The organism is Nostoc sp. 'Peltigera membranacea cyanobiont' 210A (assembly GCF_002246015.1).
Taxonomy (GTDB): domain Bacteria; phylum Cyanobacteriota; class Cyanobacteriia; order Cyanobacteriales; family Nostocaceae; genus Nostoc.
On the sequence record NZ_NOLJ01000001.1, the window covers coordinates 663493 to 679824 of the forward strand.

The 16332-nt window shown below is 41.1% G+C and carries 18 protein-coding genes; 12 read left to right on the top strand and 6 right to left on the bottom strand.

The genetic code is table 11. The features are described from left to right. The first annotated feature begins 33 nt into the window (after positions 1-33). Together CDG76_RS36965 and CDG76_RS36970 are read left to right on the top strand one after the other, a co-directional pair. Positions 34-183: a hypothetical protein gene (locus CDG76_RS36965; RefSeq protein WP_190240736.1), complete on the top strand. Its 150-nt coding sequence runs from the start codon at positions 34-36 to the stop codon at positions 181-183. A gap of 43 nt (positions 184-226) precedes the next feature. Beyond that, positions 227-394, top strand: coding sequence for a hypothetical protein (locus CDG76_RS36970; RefSeq protein ID WP_180277755.1), 168 nt, complete (start codon positions 227-229; stop codon positions 392-394). A 190-nt stretch (positions 395-584) separates the two neighbouring features. Here CDG76_RS36970 and CDG76_RS02835 read toward each other — a convergent pair whose 3' ends face one another. After that, positions 585-1649 (bottom strand): YheT family hydrolase, encoded by a 1065-nt coding sequence (locus CDG76_RS02835; RefSeq protein ID WP_094347547.1) that lies wholly within the window; start codon positions 1647-1649, stop codon positions 585-587. 157 nt (positions 1650-1806) lie between these two features. Here CDG76_RS02835 and CDG76_RS02840 point away from each other — a divergent pair, with 157 nt between their 5' ends. Both CDG76_RS02840 and CDG76_RS35760 read left to right on the top strand, forming a co-directional pair. Beyond that, positions 1807-2553 (top strand): response regulator transcription factor, encoded by a 747-nt coding sequence (locus CDG76_RS02840; protein ID WP_094347548.1) that lies wholly within the window; start codon positions 1807-1809, stop codon positions 2551-2553. A 169-nt stretch (positions 2554-2722) separates the two neighbouring features. After that, positions 2723-2905 carry a hypothetical protein gene (locus CDG76_RS35760; RefSeq protein WP_143854010.1) on the top strand — a complete coding sequence of 61 codons (183 nt, stop codon included), beginning with the start codon at positions 2723-2725 and terminating at the stop codon, positions 2903-2905. 303 nt (positions 2906-3208) lie between these two features. On the opposite strand, the gene CDG76_RS02845 is transcribed toward CDG76_RS35760, so the two are convergent. Further along, entirely contained in the window at positions 3209-4051 is an 843-nt protein-coding gene (locus tag CDG76_RS02845) for a methyltransferase domain-containing protein (RefSeq protein ID WP_094347549.1), read from the bottom strand. A gap of 257 nt (positions 4052-4308) precedes the next feature. On the opposite strand from CDG76_RS02845, the gene CDG76_RS02850 reads away from it, so the two are divergent. Together CDG76_RS02850 and CDG76_RS02855 are read left to right on the top strand one after the other, a co-directional pair. Continuing rightward, positions 4309-5643, top strand: a complete 1335-nt coding sequence (locus CDG76_RS02850; protein ID WP_094347550.1) for a TrkH family potassium uptake protein — start codon at positions 4309-4311, stop codon at positions 5641-5643. A gap of 151 nt (positions 5644-5794) precedes the next feature. After that, positions 5795-6490: a potassium channel family protein gene (locus CDG76_RS02855; RefSeq protein WP_094347551.1), complete on the top strand. Its 696-nt coding sequence runs from the start codon at positions 5795-5797 to the stop codon at positions 6488-6490. A gap of 201 nt (positions 6491-6691) precedes the next feature. Here the strand turns inward: CDG76_RS02855 and CDG76_RS02860 are convergent, their stop codons facing one another. Further along, positions 6692-7792 carry a tetratricopeptide repeat protein gene (locus tag CDG76_RS02860; RefSeq protein ID WP_094347552.1) on the bottom strand — a complete coding sequence of 367 codons (1101 nt, stop codon included), beginning with the start codon at positions 7790-7792 and terminating at the stop codon, positions 6692-6694. A 110-nt stretch (positions 7793-7902) separates the two neighbouring features. Then, positions 7903-9120: a tRNA preQ1(34) S-adenosylmethionine ribosyltransferase-isomerase QueA gene (gene queA / locus CDG76_RS02865; protein WP_442946352.1), complete on the bottom strand. Its 1218-nt coding sequence runs from the start codon at positions 9118-9120 to the stop codon at positions 7903-7905. Between the two features lie 272 nt (positions 9121-9392). Between queA and CDG76_RS02870 the strand changes: the two genes are divergently transcribed. After that, entirely contained in the window at positions 9393-9782 is a 390-nt protein-coding gene (locus CDG76_RS02870) for a hypothetical protein (protein ID WP_012412259.1), read from the top strand. 71 nt (positions 9783-9853) lie between these two features. Here the strand turns inward: CDG76_RS02870 and CDG76_RS02875 are convergent, their stop codons facing one another. Beyond that, on the bottom strand, positions 9854-10351 hold the full coding sequence (locus CDG76_RS02875; RefSeq protein ID WP_094347554.1) for a YraN family protein: 498 nt from the start codon (positions 10349-10351) through the stop codon (positions 9854-9856). A 24-nt stretch (positions 10352-10375) separates the two neighbouring features. On the opposite strand from CDG76_RS02875, the gene CDG76_RS02880 reads away from it, so the two are divergent. Beyond that, positions 10376-10972: a pentapeptide repeat-containing protein gene (locus CDG76_RS02880; protein WP_442946366.1), complete on the top strand. Its 597-nt coding sequence runs from the start codon at positions 10376-10378 to the stop codon at positions 10970-10972. Between the two features lie 64 nt (positions 10973-11036). Here CDG76_RS02880 and CDG76_RS02885 read toward each other — a convergent pair whose 3' ends face one another. Then, positions 11037-11414, bottom strand: coding sequence for a hypothetical protein (locus tag CDG76_RS02885; protein ID WP_094347555.1), 378 nt, complete (start codon positions 11412-11414; stop codon positions 11037-11039). Between the two features lie 164 nt (positions 11415-11578). Here CDG76_RS02885 and CDG76_RS02890 point away from each other — a divergent pair, with 164 nt between their 5' ends. From CDG76_RS02890 to CDG76_RS02905, 4 genes are all read left to right on the top strand, one after another. Next, entirely contained in the window at positions 11579-12379 is an 801-nt protein-coding gene (locus tag CDG76_RS02890) for a Uma2 family endonuclease (protein WP_094347556.1), read from the top strand. A gap of 325 nt (positions 12380-12704) precedes the next feature. After that, on the top strand, positions 12705-12947 hold the full coding sequence (locus tag CDG76_RS02895; protein WP_094347557.1) for a DUF1902 domain-containing protein: 243 nt from the start codon (positions 12705-12707) through the stop codon (positions 12945-12947). After that, positions 12947-13144 (top strand): type II toxin-antitoxin system HicA family toxin, encoded by a 198-nt coding sequence (locus CDG76_RS02900; protein WP_094347558.1) that lies wholly within the window; start codon positions 12947-12949, stop codon positions 13142-13144. Before CDG76_RS02895 ends, CDG76_RS02900 begins: the two co-directional genes overlap by 1 nt. A gap of 536 nt (positions 13145-13680) precedes the next feature. After that, positions 13681-16269 (top strand): DEAD/DEAH box helicase, encoded by a 2589-nt coding sequence (locus CDG76_RS02905; protein WP_094347559.1) that lies wholly within the window; start codon positions 13681-13683, stop codon positions 16267-16269. The last annotated feature ends 63 nt before the right edge of the window (positions 16270-16332 follow it).

A 16332-nucleotide genomic window follows, 5' to 3' on the forward strand; every position in this document is an offset into this window, starting at 1 on the left:
TAAAATTCTTGACAGAGAATCGCAAATTTTATTTTGGCTACAACATTAGCTATTACAGCATTACTCAAAGGAACTACGACCAATGTCTGCAAGTGTTCTGAAGTAGATATCTATTCAGTAGTAAATAGTTTTTCTCAGAAAGTGTTAAATCTGGAACAAAAAACCCTTGCCAAAGCTTGTTAAAAACCTATTACAACTACTTTTTTTTAGAACATAGTGAGGATGAATGATTATAAATTTGGAGTACTTTGCCTTCTTTATACTGCTACTAGCAGCGCTGCTATTAGCAATTAGGCAAATGAGCGTTGCTTTGGATGAGTTAGATATTGCGCGTTTTACTCTCTGGACAGGTATTGCTTCTGTTCTTGCTGGTTTACCAATGATATTGTGGTAGCTTCTGGGTCAATGCCATCCTCTCTATTTTGGACTTCCAAGCAATACGACTCCATCCATCGAGTATCCTAGCAACTAGAATATCGCCTCGCCTATTACTAGTTTGTCAAATTCATTTTGACGGTTAGAGAGACGCGATAAATCGCCGTCTCTACAAGGAATTTATCCGTCAATTAGTTCTTGACAGACTACTACTCTGTTCGGTTTTGCTCCAACCATTCTAAAACCCGATTCCATGCCCACCAAGGATCATAATCCTTTAGTTGATGTTGGCACTCTTTGCTACTCAAATAGCCAACATGACCGCCGTATTGAGTGAGTAACAAATCTATTGCGGAATTGCGATCGCACGCTTCTTCTAATTCCGGTATGATACTTGGGTCAAAAAGTGGGTCATCGGCAGCATATAAAATCAAAGTCGGTTTTGAGATTTGCGGCAATATTTGTAAAGCACTACTAGCTTGGTAATATGCTTCCACAGAAGAAAAACCAAGTCGCTTAATTACCAATTCATTGTCAAAACCCCAAATGCTGTTCGCCCGTTCAATCGCTTCTGGGTCAAGGCTTCCAGGATGAGCATCATGAATCCGCCATGCCAGTTTTTTTAAATTTTGGGCAATCCCTGCTTCCAAATATCTGCCAAAGGGCTTTGTAACCAGATAAGATAGCGATCGCTGTGAATCCAAACTTGGACAAATCACCATACCACCGCCAATATCGCTATCTTCTAGCCCTAAATCTCCATAGTCCCTAATCACCTCACCAGCCACCTTCAGCGCCCATAGCGCCAATTGCCCCCCTAAAGAAAACCCTGTAAACCAAAATTTCCCCGGACATCCCATTGCCTTCGCAGCGGCGGCAATGCGAACAAAATCTTCCCCCTCATACAAACCATCAGAGGTTAGAGTCGGGGATAATTCGGCAGTTTTCCCGTGGGCACGCCAATCAAATAACACCACAGCATACCCTTGAGCATAGGCTTTACGTCCTAGCACTCTCAAAAACCATTCTGTTTTTAATTCTCCGGTAATGCCATAAGTACCGATAATCGTGCTGTGAGCATTTTCCGGGATGGCAACCAAGCCAAAAATTGGCACACCTTGACCACCAATGAAGATTTTCTCGTGATAAGACGGTTCTGGGTCTTTAGTAGTACTTTGCCAGTTACGTTTTCCCCACAAAGCGGTGTATACAGTCATCATCACACCGTTTTGTAAAAACCAAGACGGATTGTAGGGGGGAGTATAACACATCATAGACTATAAGATTTCGTGTAATTGAGTCTTGATTTCACAGTCATTTAATCTTAATATTTATGTAAGATTTAAAAACTTTTTCATCATTGATTCAAAAATCTTTGTATCTATCAAAGGTTGTTAATTATCCTTAATAAGTAGTAATAATTTTTTAAGAATGCCGAGGATTCTTGTCATAGACGATGACCCAGCGATTTCAGAACTAGTTGCCGTCAACTTGGAAATGGCTGGCTACGATGTTAGTCAAGCTGAAGATGGCATCAAAGGTCAAGCGCTGGCTCTCCAGCTACAACCAGACTTGATCATGCTCGATTTAATGTTGCCCAGAGTAGATGGGTTCACCGTTTGCCAACGCCTGCGCCGAGACGATCGCACCTCTGAGATTCCCGTGTTAATGTTGACGGCTTTGAGCCAAACTCAGGATAAGGTGGAAGGCTTTAATGCTGGCGCAGATGACTACCTCACCAAACCTTTTGAAGTTGAAGAACTGCTGGCGCGGGTGCGGGCACTTTTGCGGCGGACTGACCGGATTCCCCAAGCAGCAAAGCATAGTGAGATTCTCAACTATGGCTCATTAACCCTCGTTCCCGAAAGATTTGAGGCAATATGGTTCAATGAGACGGTGAAATTGACTCACTTGGAATTTGAGTTACTTCACTGCTTGCTGCAACGCCACGGTCAAACAGTTTCTCCCAGCGAAATCCTCAGAGAAGTTTGGGGCTACGATCCTGATGATGACATAGAAACGATTCGAGTGCATATTCGCCACTTGAGAACTAAGCTAGAACCAGATCCTCGCCATCCCCGCTATATCAAGACAGTGTATGGTGCTGGATACTGTCTTGAATTACCCGGTATACCTCCATCTTCTAATGAAGGGGCTTCGGTAACAGTCGTTGAATGAAATTCACGCTAAATTCCCTTATCTAAGCTATCACTTAGGCAAGAACTCTCTGTAACTCTTATTCCTTTCCTCTTAGTTAAGGTTATTAGTGGGATTCAGTAGTATGTAGAGATGTTGCAATACAACGTCTCTATCTACAAGTGCATCCGTGATTCTTTATTGAAGAAGAATGCAGAATGCAGAATTCAGCAATCTTGACGCTCGTTCCTCTCTACGAGACGCTGCGCGAACGCTACCGCTACGCTATCAGTCGGGGATTCAGACCCGCCACTTAATTGTTGCACCACCAAATATACGATATGGTGGGGGTGCAAAAACTCCGGTTATTCAGACGCTCTCGACGAGACGCTAAAAGCGAACGAAGACTCGCTTTCCGCGTCGCTATCCGCCAGTCATACAGAATACCCAACTGAATTCTGACTTCTGAATTATGTTCGATAAAAAGCGTCTTTTGTCAATGAGTTAAGATACTCAAATTAATTTGAGTGAAAATGATAATCGTGTGATCGAGAGAAACTCGAAGCTGGTGGCATTATAGGCAATTTCACAGCAAAGTAAGGTTTCTGAAGGTAGATATTAGCCGTCATTGAATTTTTTAAATTGTAGTGCGATCGCGCTGTGGTGAAACAGCGCGGTTTTCTCCCAAATAACTTTTCTACTTATTACCGCACAATAAACCAAACCGAACTAACCCACGCTCATAACCGCGACGCATCAACCCCAGTGATAACGCCCCTTGAATGGTAGTCCAACCGGCATTGAGTAAGCCCCAAAGTGCTTGGGGAGTAAACGCCGAATCAATGACTACATTCCAAAAGGGGGCGACGGCGGTTGACCAATCGGCGGTGCGAATATTGTTTAATGGAAGTTGACGTGCGATCGCTTCATATTCTGGTAAAGAAATCACATAAGGCAAACAATACACCCGATAAATATCCTGCAAATGCTTTTCTTCATCCGGCGTCAGTGGTAACTTATCGGTCGGTCGATGACACCAAGTCACCATAATTAACTTGCCACCAGGTTTCAACACCCGATAACACTCTTGGAGAAACTTAGTTTTATCTGGCATATGTTCGCCGCTTTCTAGCGACCAAACCAAGTCAAAAGAATTATCAGCAAAGGGCATTGCTTGAGCATTAGTGACCTGAAACTGAGTTTTCAGACTCAAATTTGCTTCCATTGCGCGTTCCGTTGCTCTGGCAGCTTGCACAGGACTCAAAGTAATCCCTGTAGCCTTAGCATTAAACTTTTCAGCTAGGTATAAAGAACTGCCGCCAATGCCACAACCGACATCGAGGATATTTTCTGCTGCTTGTACCCCCGCCCAATTGAGCAGTTCCTCGATTAAATCAATTTGAGCTTGACGACGGTCTTTTTTCTGGCTGCCATCGACACCGTAGTAGCCGTGGTGCATATGTTCGCCCCAAATCTGTTCCCACAGACCAGAGGAAGCATCGTAGAACTGCTGAATTTGCTGGTAAAGTGTTGCACTCATGAAAAAAGTAGTATTGAGACGAAGTAGAATTCAAAAAAAAACATACAGGTAGGCTACCATGTATGTTTTTAATTAAATAAGGGTATTTTTACTTCCAGGGAAGGTTAACCAAGATTTATCCTCCTGGGAAAAATTTCTCAGTTTTACCTTAATAAACTTTACTGAGTCGAATTTATGTCAATTCTCCCAAATTGGGCTACAGCTTAAAGCATCTGGCAAGCCATTTTAAATCTGACTTTTTGAATTTTGAATTAATTATGACTGTCGCTCGCACAATTTGTTTGGGGTTTCTGGCTGTCATTGCTGTTGGTACTATCCTATTGATGATGCCTTTTTCAACTAGCGATGGTACATGGAATAACCTGATTGTGGCACTATTTACCTCCACATCCGCAGTTTGTGTCACAGGTTTATCAGTAGTCGATCCTGGTACTTATTTTTCCTTTTGGGGCCAGTTATTTATTGCCCTATTAGCTCAGATTGGCGGATTGGGCTACATGACAACCACCACATTTCTAATTTTGCTCATTGGTCGTAAGTTTGATATGCGGCAAAAAATCGCCATTCAACAAGCTTTAGACCGTCCAGGGATGAGTGGTAGCTCCCAAGTTATCCGTTCAATTATTGCCACAACTTTAATTTTTGAACTTACCGGAGTTTTCTTACTTCTACCAGCTTTTGTTCCAGAGTATGGGTGGAGTCAAGGACTTTGGCTGGCGATTTTTCATAGCATCAATGCTTGGAACAATGCTGGGTTTAGTTTATTTAAAGATAACTTAATTGGCTATCAATCATCCTTTTTAGTAGTCTTTACCATCTCTATGTTGATTATCTTTGGAGGAATTGGCTATCAGGTAATTTTGGAAATGTATCTTTGGTTGCGCGATCGCATCCTCAAAAAAATTCAAACCCAAGTATTTACTCTGGATTTCAAAGTTGCAACCAGTACAACCATTATATTATTACTCATCGGAATAATAGCCTTTTTCTGTATAGAAATCAGAAACCCTGAAACATTTGGCTCTCTAAATTTACGCGACCAGATATTAGTAGCTTGGTTTCAATCAGTTACTCCTAGAACTGCTGGTTTTAACACCATCGATATTAGCAAAATGACTACGGCTGGTCTATTTATTACGATTGCACTAATGTTTATTGGTGCAAGTCCAGGTGGGACAGGAGGAGGGATGAAAACAACAACTTTGAGAGTTCTAACCAGTTGTACAAAAACGATTCTTCGGGGCAAAGAAGAAGTTTTGTTGTACGATCGCAAGATAGCAATAACTTTAATTTTGAAAGCTGTAGGTGTGTTAGTAGGCTCGGTAGCGACCGTGATTTTCGCCACCATTTTAATTAGCCTCACAGATCCAACATTAGATTTTATTCAAATTTTGTTTGAAGTGGTATCAGCCTTCGCCACGGTGGGGCTTTCTACAGGCATTACAGGAACTATCTCTACAGCGGCAAAGCTGATCTTAATTGTCACGATGTATGTTGGCAGAGTAGGTGTTTTGCTACTAATGTCTGCCGTACTAGGAGATCCGCGTCCTACTAGAATTCACTATCCTGAAGAAAATTTACTCGTGGGATAGTTAGGGAGACAGAATAGGGAATGGGTGAGAAAGAATAACCAATGCCCAAACTGATAAAATATACATTGGAAGGCAAAAATAAAAATTTTAATTCAAGCGGTATAACCGTTTTTTGCCCTAAATACAGGGAGCCATTATAAGGATAAAAAGCGTGAATCTGTCATCATTAAGTTTTTTTCGCAGTTTACGTAAAGATAACCAACAATTTGCTGTAATTGGGTTAGGTCGTTTTGGAAGGTCTGTCTGTTACACACTGCACAATTTTGGTTATCAAGTGCTGGCAACAGATATTGATGAAAAACGAGTTTCAGAAGCATTAACTGAGGGAATAGTTGGTCATGCTTTGCAACTAGACTCTACAGAACCAGCTGCACTCAAAGAAGCTGGAATTTTTGAATTTGATACTGTAATTGTAGCGATTGGCAACTACGTTCAAGAAAGTATCATAACCACCCTAAATGTGAAAGAGGCTGGTGTACCTCACGTAGTTGCTAAAGCTTCTAGTGAAGTTCACCGTAAACTGTTGCGGCGAGTAGGAGCAGATCATGTTGTTTTTCCTGAGTATGAAGCGGGTTGTGCCCTAGCGCGTACTCTTACGAAACCAGCAATTCTAGATCGGTTTGACCTCGACCCAGATAATAGTATTGTAGAGTTGATTGTGCCTGATGAATTTCACGGCAAAACCATCACTGAACTGCAACTTCGTAACCGCTACGGTTTAAATTTGCTAGCAGTAAGCCAGGATGGAAAATTTCAAATTAATCCTGACGCTAGCAAGCGTTTAGAGCGTGGTTCAGCAATGGTTGTTATTGGTTGCAATAAAGATATTAATCGTTTGCCGATTTAAAAAAGTTAGGAGTTATGCCGTGTGCAACTTTTACTCAAAACTAACCTCCAGTAGAGAATAGACTTATTGCATGAATCAAAAGCCCTCACCCTAAATCCCTCTCCCAAGCTTGGGAGAGGGACTTTGAAATTCGCTCCTCTTCTCCCAATTTTGGGAGAAGAGGTTGAGGGATGAGGGCAAATCGCCTTAACTCTGAGTTTTTTATTGTCCGGGACTTGTTGAAGTGGATTGTGGTTCAACTGAGACAGGTACATCGCCAGGGTTCGCGGGCGTTTCTGGTTGATTTGCCGTCTGTGGCTCAGGTGTTTGTACTGTAGAATCTGAACTCTGAGAAGGAGTAGCTGTTTGACTAGCTTGAGGTTGCTGTTGCCCAGTTTTCTGAGCAATTTGCTGCATTAACTGCTCAATTTTCTGGGCTTGTTCAATGTTACCTTGCTCGCGATATTCATTATGAGCGCGTTGCAAGACTCCACTGGCTTTTTTGAACTCGCCTTGATTATATAAAGTTACTCCCAAGTTATAGTAAGCTGAGGCGCTTTTAGGATTTAGGCGAATAGCTTGCCGATAAACAGAAATAGCCTCAGGAGCTTGACCATGCATTGCTAGCAAATTTGCCATATTGCTGTAGGCTGTGGCATTTTTAGGATCTAGCTTCAAAGCTTGGCGATAATTGGCGATCGCAGGCTCGATTTGACCTTGTTGTTGCAAGGCGATCGCTAAGTTAAGATAAGCATTGGCATTACTGCTATCTAGATTAATTGCTTGCTGGTATGCAGCGATCGCTTCCTCTAACTTTCCTTGTTCATATAGCAACAAACCCAGATTATACAGCGCTGCCACCCTTGTGGAATCTATCACCAAGCTCTGGCGATAAGCGGTAATTGCTGCATCTTTTTCTCCTTGTCGGTGCAAGACTAACCCTAAGTTGTAATAAGCTTCGCTAGAATTGGGATTAACTTTTATCGCCTCTGTAAATTCTTGCAAAGCTACATCCAGGCGATTTTGCTCCATAAATATATTACCCAGATAATTTCGTGCCGCCCCAAGGTTAGGATCTCGCTGCAACGCTTGGCGAAAGCCATATTCTGCACCTTGTAAGTCTTGGCGGTTATAGCGCGTAACTCCCTGCTGGAAAAAGCTAGCTGCTTCGAGATCCTGAGAAATTGCAGTTTCTGCCAGCAGCTTGCTAACTGGGAAATTAGTAATTGTCGGTGCAGCCAAGAGCAAAAATGCAGAACAGCCACCGAGTGTTACCTGACAAAATAAATTTAACCAATGAGAAAATAGGTATTTTTCAGACATTAATAGCAGACCTGTACTTATTTTTAACCTCTTATAAGTCAGAGTACCCACCACGAAAGAAAAAATTCCCAATTTCCAACTTTTAACTCCTAACTCTTGTACAGACGCGATTAATCGCGTCTCTCCCCACTCCCCACTCCCACAGCTGACGGCAAAATTAGCATGGCATCACCGAATGAATAAAAGCGATATCCAAAAGCGATCGCTTCGTTGTATATATTCAATAATCGTTGTCTGCCAATTAGGGCACTTACCAACATCAACAAACTAGAACGCGGTAAGTGAAAATTAGTAATCAAACCATCTACCACCCGCCATTGGTAGCCGGGATAAATAAACAAGTCTGTTTTTCCGCAAAATGGTTGTAAATTACCCGATTGAGCCGCCCCTTCTAAAGCCCGTACTGCCGTTGTTCCCACAGCAATAATTCGACCGCCAGCAGCTTTCGTGGCGCGGATTTGCTCTACTGTAGCGGCAGGAACTTCAATCCATTCTTCATGCATCTGATGGGTAGTTACATCCTCCACTTCCACAGGGCGAAATGTGCCGACACCAACGTGCAGCGTCACAAAAGCTTGATTGATTTGGCGATCGCGCAACTTTTGTAATAATTCTGGGGTAAAGTGTAATCCTGCCGTCGGAGCTGCGATCGCTCCTGGCTGTTTAGCATAAACTGTCTGATACTGCTCATCAGCAGCTTCTGAGGCAGTGATGTACGGTGGTAACGGTACTTCACCAAAAACCTCTAACAGCTGCACCAAAGTCTTGCCCTCTGGCACATCAAATTGCAATAAACGCCCCCCCGTTGCTGCGTCTGTTTCTAGAACTGTAGCGGTGAGTTGGGGACACTTCTCTACGAGACGCTCCGCGAACGACAGGCTCAGTGCATCGCTGGGGATTGGCGAAGAATCTTTATAATCCCGAATCCCTAATTGCCTTGGTTCAAAAATAATCTTCGCTCCCAGTTTGAAGCTTTTTCCTGGCTTAACTAAAGCTAGCCAACAGTTATGCTGCCGTTCTTCCAATAGCAACACCTGGATTTTCGCACCAGTGGATTTATGACCATAAAGCCGCGCTGGAATGACTCTTGTATTGTTCATAACCAACAAATCACCAGAGCGCAGCAGTGCAGGTAAATCATGGAAAATATGGTGTAGAGGTGCTGCTTCGATGCCTGTAGTCGGAGAATTAATCACCAGTAACCGTGAGCTATCTCTAGGAACTGCTGGGTTTTGGGCAATGAGTACTGGAGGTAGTTCGTAGTCATAGCCAGCTACCGAGCAATCTAATTCAAAATCTTTTGCTTGTGGACGAGATGTATCTTTCAAATTGACTTGTACTAGTTTTTGGTTTATTTAGTATTTATACTCTCTTAAAAAGGTTGAGTTAAGTTTTACCTTCTAAAGGAACTTTAAGGCATTTTCGCTCAGTTTTGCCGCTAGGCTATAAGATTGTTACTATTAAGTAACACGGAAAAATTAACATAAAAATTGGGTAAACCTCCCCATCTAAAAACGGGGGCTTTTACCCTACCGGGAACAGGCACTTATTGACGAATATAGATATGTAGGATTGGCTTTGATCCCAAGCACCAACAAACATGGAATACTTGTACTATCTGGCAAATGCCAGTCTAACCCTGAGGGTCGTTCAACACCTCCACGCTAGACCCCAGACACCAGTTTCGTTCGTCACCGTAATTCATCAAATTGATGGCTGGGTGGTTAGGATCAAACTCAAAGGTCAAGTCTCGCCCCAAGAAGATGGCGACTTTCGGGCTTTTCTAAATGAATTAGGAATTAGCTACGAACCGCCAATGAGGGTGCAAATGGCACTTTGGAGTTTGGAAGCCGGACAGTGCCCTGTGGATGTGATGCGTCGCTATCAAGTAGCGATCGTTTCTCATGGTAGCCCAGAAAGAGACGAAATTGAAGCGTTCCGGCAGCAGTTTGTCCGGGGCTTAGGTTACTGTCCAGAAACTTTGGCGTGATGACTATTTGGTTGTAACGCCACTACAAAATTATTGGTCATTGGTAATTAAGATATTTTATCGATTACCGATTAACCATTATCAATTAAAGAGTCGAAAGCTGCTGGAATGTATTCTTGCAGCTTAAGCTTATATCCGTCTACTGATGAAGTAGCTAGAGCTTCCTGATTTCCTGTAACCCCAGTCAGATTTTTTGATATTTTTTGGCAGTAGACAATAGCAACATCAAACCTACAAGAATAATCTGCCTTCTCAGGGTACTGGGCTAAAAATATTCCAGCTGTACGCCAAATTTTTGCTTGCTTTTGTGGGGTGATTGCGCTTCTTCCCCCGGCATCCCAACTACCTGAACTGCGGGTTTTGACTTCAACAAATGCCAATAATGAGTGCTGAGTAAGGAGTTTTTCCCCAGTTTGTCCATCATATTCAGCAATAATATCGATTTCTCCCCAGCGGCTAGAAAAGCAACGATGGAGAATTACCCAACCTGTAGATTGCAACCATTGGGCTACTAGGTCTTCTCCTAGATGACCAATATCTGGATAATGAGATGGAGGAAGGTTAGCCATTGACTATAAAATATCATGAATTCTGTGAATTCTAGGTTAAGCGATGCCTGCGACGGGCTACGCCTACGCACAGCGGGTTCTATACTCGACTCATCCAGCACTGAGTTGGGGTTTAAGCGTAAAAAAAACCATCACATTTGGGTAAGTATACTTAGCTTATTCATTTGGGGAATAGTTAGCATCACCGCAACGGTCGGTTTTGCTCCAACCGCTCTGGCACTCGAATATAATAAGGAAATTTTGGTTGAGGCCGATTTTTCAGGACGTGATTTAACAGACTCTAGCTTTACTAAAGCAAATCTTCGCCAGAGCAACTTCAGCCGAGCTAATTTGAACGGTGTCAGTTTCTTTGCAGCAAATTTAGAGTCTGCGAATTTGGAAGGTTCTGATTTGAGAAATGCCACTTTAGACTCGGCTCGTTTAGTCAGAGCAAATTTGACAAATGCACTGTTGGAAGGTGCTTTTGCTGCTAACGCCAGATTTGATGGTGCAATCATTGACGGAGCAGATTTTACCGATACGCTGCTACGTCCCGATGAGCAAAAAAAATTGTGCAAACTTGCCAAAGGGACTAATCCGATTACAGGACGAGATACGCGTGACACGTTGTTTTGTCCTTAGTATTTTCTACCTGGGCACTGGGATTGGGCATGGGGCATTCCCCACTTCCCACTCCCTACTTAACCTACCAACCATCTGCACCAATTTTTTGACAAACAATTTGCATTCCTTTGCCTGGTGAAGAATTAGCTACAAAAGGTATTTCTCCTTTTTCTCGATCCTCTTGAAGTAGCTGTCCCTCTGACCCATAAATGGCAATGCGATTCCGAAAAAGCCGCGATTCTTTGCACGAAGCATCGAATGTAGTCTCAAAGATGCCATCACCATACATTCCGTAAAGCTTGTATGTAGTGCCTTTTATAGTTTCCGTATCCAGAGCTACACTGTTTCCTAATTTATCATGCCCTACAGTGATATATCTTTGTGTATCTTCAGCGATGGCACTACCATTACTTAATAAAATAGCGATCGCTCCCACCATACCGCCTATCTTAGAATACATACAGTTTCAAAATATAAGATTTCATATATTTCTATCCGCAATCAAAGGGGTTCTGGCAGGGTAAAAGCACTGAAATCCAAATATAGCAAGGTGTTATACTAGCTAGTAACACCTTCTGGGAAACGTCAAGCACTAAAACAAATAGCTGCAATACTTTTCAAAGTATGAGTGAAAGACTTGCCGATATTGGCATACCGCCTCAGTTTCCCGATCACACTCAACTACCAGAGTCTGATGGTACGTTTGTGTTCGCGGAGCGTGCCGAAGGCAATAATTTTCAAGAGCATCCCCAAACCGTCATTTTGACAGACTCAATTGCTCAAGTTTTGCAACGCCTACATCCAGATGGACAGTATTGCATTGGTCAAGATTGTGGTATTTATTGGCGAGAGACTGAACCACCAGAAAAAGGAGCAGCAGCACCGGATTGGTTTTATGTCCCTGGTGTACCACCAAGGCTAGATGGCAAAAACCGCCGCTCTTATGTTTTATGGCGGGAATACATACCGCCATTGATTGCCATAGAACTAGCTAGTGGTAATGGGGATGAAGAACGAGATGTCACTCCTTTACCTCTAGCTGGTAGTCGGGAAGGCGCAAAAGTAGGTAAATTCTGGGTATATGAGCGAATAATCCGAATTCCCTACTATGCCATTTATGAAATTAGTAATGGCAAACTGGAAGTTTATCACCTGGTAGATTTTTCATACCACAAGATGGAACCTAATAAACGAGGTCACTACTCAATTCCTCCTTTAGGAGTAAAACTAGGGTTATGGCAGGGAAGCTACTTGAATAACCCTGAACAATTGTGGTTGCGCTGGTGGGATTTAGAGGGAAATCTGTTACTGATTGGTCAGGAAGAAGCTGAGTTGCAAAAGCAAAGAGCCGAGCAAGCAGAACGAAAAGCTGCACAATTAGCAGAACGGCTCAGGGCAATGGGTATCGATCCAGAAGTAGAGTAATTTTTAGCTATGGTAAGCCGAAAAACTTAGTAATCACGGGCAAAAGCTTACCACAGACTTCAACTAGCTTTTCATTAGTAGGCAAATCAGCGATGTCTACCACGGGCTACGCCAACGCACCTTTCAAGAACTTGAGGGCTGTTTTTGCTATCTTCTGCATGGCTCGATCTTTTGGGTTTGGCAGTGGGGCGATGTCTACGACGGGCTACGCCTACGCATCTGATAACAAGTCAAGATTGTATCTGATTTTGTAAGTTACTTGCAAAATTTTCAAAGTTCTGAACTAAAATTGTTGACATACGTGCGATAGCTAAAAAAGCGAACTATGAATACTTTTATTGTCAAAGTAAGCGCTTTTTGGGATGCTGAGGTTGATGTTTGGGTAGCTAGCAGTGATAATCTACCTGGGTTGGTTACAGAAGCTTCTACTATTGAGTTGTTAACAGCAAAACTCAAAGCTATGATTCCAGAACTTATTGAATTAAATAGAGTTGAATCTGGCAACAAAGATTACATTGATTTATACTTAACAACCCATCGTCATGAATCAATCAAAGTGGCTGGCTAATGAGTGTTTCCTTTACTCCTGAAGTTAAAAAGCTTTTAACAGAAGCCGGATGTTATTTTAAAAGGCCAGGGAAAGGAGATCATGAAATTTGGTATAGCCCAATTACAGATAATAACTTTGTAGTTGATAGTAAAATAAAATCACGTCATACTGCAAATGGAGTATTGAAACAAGCTGGTTTAGATAAGCATTTTTGAGTTTATTAGGAGAGCGATCGCAAATATTGCTGCTCCCACCCAAACAATGTTCTCTTGTGTTTCAACTTTGGCACGGATACTTCTTTAATAGAGCTCCTTTCCACGTCGGGCAACTTCTTGGCTACTGAGCGTAGGGTGGGACATAAATAAATCCCCTATTTAAGCTGCTAGATTCTTCACTTCATTGGAGAGCAGAAGCTACAGAGGTTAGAGAGTAATGCTTGATTCTGTAGGAATTGGGAGAGCGATCGCCTCAAAGCAGCAGAGGAGAAAAATGCTTTGAAAAACTCTAAAGTAAGAAACTACAACACAAAATTTATTACTTTATTTAGCATAGGCAAGCTATCTCAATGGTTTTGAGCGCCATTCCCTAGCACAGCACCATTCTTGCGCGGTCGAGGTTTATTAAATTTATTAATGTACAATTTTCCCGATTCGGCACAATGGTACCTTACACAAAATTGTGGGAATTATAAGTTTGAAATACAAATTGTATTCATCCACAAAAACTTGCATTCCAAAAAAAGAGAATATTTATGGAGTATAAAGAGTATGAATCGTTCAATCTTGAGCAACTGAGAAAAAAAGATACTCACTTTTCCCCGAAGCCTCCCTTTCAGCATCAAGTCGAGGCGTTTAAAAAACTCAGTAGTACATTTAAGGTTGACAGTAAAGAACCGAGGAGTGGACTATTAGTACTTCCAACAGGTGCAGGCAAAACATTTACAGCTGTTAAGTGGTCGTGTGATCATGTAATCCCTAAAAATATTAAAATACTTTGGTTAGCTCCTTCGTTTTATCTACTGGATCAAGCATTCTCTACTTTTTGTGAAAATGCCAGAGATATTTCACATTCTAAAAAAACATTGAATCTTAGGCGCGTTTCCAGCAATCCTTCTCATGCCAACGCATCATCTATCAAAATAACCGATGATATTGTCATTATGACAATACAAACAGCTATCAGTAATTTACACCCTAATAATCAGGACGGTTCGGGTAATAAGGTTGAGACAGCTTTTAGAAAATTTATTGAGGATTCTAAAGAAACAGGACTTTTTGTAATAGTTGATGAAGCTCACCATTCACCGGCTTATGGTTGCAGAAATTTATTGATTGGTGAAAAAGGACTTCGAGAGCTAGTACCCAATTCCAATATACTTGGTTTAACAGCTACACCAACTTATACAGATAAGGCTAGAAGAGGTTGGCTACGGAAAATATTTGAAGATGGAGATAATGGAGTTATTTATCAAGCTGATAAAGAAACTTTAATAACACAAGATATTTTAGCTAGACCTAATTACATTGAAGTCTCAACTGGCACAGAGATGGAAGTTGATGATAAATTATACGACCGATTAGTTAAGCAACATAAAGACCTTCCCGAATCAATTATCGAAATTCTTGCAAAAGATAAACATAGAAACAACTTTATCGTAAACAGTTATGTATCTAAAAAAGATACTTATGGTAAAACTATTATCTTTGCTGACCGTTGGTTTCAATGTGAACACATAAAGAATAAACTTGTTGAAAAGGGCATTAAAGCAGATGCAATCTATTCGCGTATAGATGCTGATCCAGGTTCGGCAGATGCAAGAAATAAACGTAAATCAGATGACAATAAAAGAATTTTAGATGATTTTAAGAGTAATAAGCTTGATGTTTTAATCAATGTACGAATGTTAACAGAAGGGGTTGATGTTCCCAATGTTCAAACTGTATTTATTACTCGCCAAACAACAAGCTCAATTCTAATGACTCAAATGATTGGTAGAGCTTTACGTGGGAAAAAAGCAGGAGGGAGCAGTGATGAGGCAAATGTTATTTTATTCTTCGATGACTGGAAACGTTTAATTGATTGGGTTAACCCAGTAGATGGTGATCCTGAACCTGATCCTGTAAAGCCTGATAAAGGAGAAAACTATCCACTCGAATATATATCAATTCGTCTAATCGAAGAATTATCGAAGTCAATTGAGAATAATGAAGTTCATCCAATAGAATACAAGAAAATATTTCCTATTGGATGGTATAAAACTGTAATTGTATATGCTGACTCTGATAATAACAACGACTCAATGGAAGCATTTACTGAATTTGTCATGGTCTATGAACATACGCAATCAAGGTTTGAGGCTTTTATTAGCTCTATTACTGACCCAAAGCTACTAGATGAATGGTCTAAAGAGTATCTTGATGATAAATGGATGCAGCCTCAAGTTGAAGAATGGATAGATAACTATTTTAACGATGAAACTGATGACATTGGCAGAAGACTTAATTCAGATTTAATTAAGATCGTTCGTCACATCGCTCAAGATGATCTACATTCTAAACCCCCGTATCATTCCTTTGAAGAAAGAGAAATCTATGACTTAGATAAAATTGCTCATGAGCTAATTAATTTTTCAAATCCAGAACTAAACAACTATGTCAAGCAAGAGTTTTCAAAAGCTGGAATGTTGTGGGAAACTTTCTATAAAACACCAAATCGTCTTCTAACAGCCCTTCAGTTGGTTATCAATAAAATAATGACTGATGGAGATGGGGATGGCAATGAAATACCTAAACATAATAAATCTACGTCTACGTCTACACCACCGGAGGATGATCGGTACCCTACGGAAGAAGAAAGAGAACAAGTAAAAAATCGAGACGGTTATGCTTGCCTATGTTGTGGTGTTAAGGCAGAAGGTAAATTACAAATTGACCATATTAAACCGTTTTCTATGGGTGGAAAAACATTTGTAGAAAACTTACAAACTCTGTGTGTTATTTGCAATAGACGTAAAGGCAGGAATGAAATTGATTTTCGGCAGAACAAAACAAAATTGAGTAGACCCAAAACAGATTTGGGTATTCCCAAAAATCTGGATTTATCATTTACATTAGAAAGTGAAAAGGCGACAAGGACTCTAACAAGAATAGTTAATTTATTTTACCATTGCAAAGCAGTTTACAAGGTTGATTGGGAAGTCTACACTTACACTTACAATATATATTTGTATCCTAATAATAAGCCTGAATGGTTGCTTAAACATAAAGCGGAACTTCTTAAGTTTGTTCAAGAGAAGCTTGGTCGTCAGGCTTACAAAATTGAAGTTACTACAAAGAAATAAATGTAGCAAAAGGAGCGATCGCACTCCACCAAATACAATGAGTAACTAGTGTTGTACCCCAAA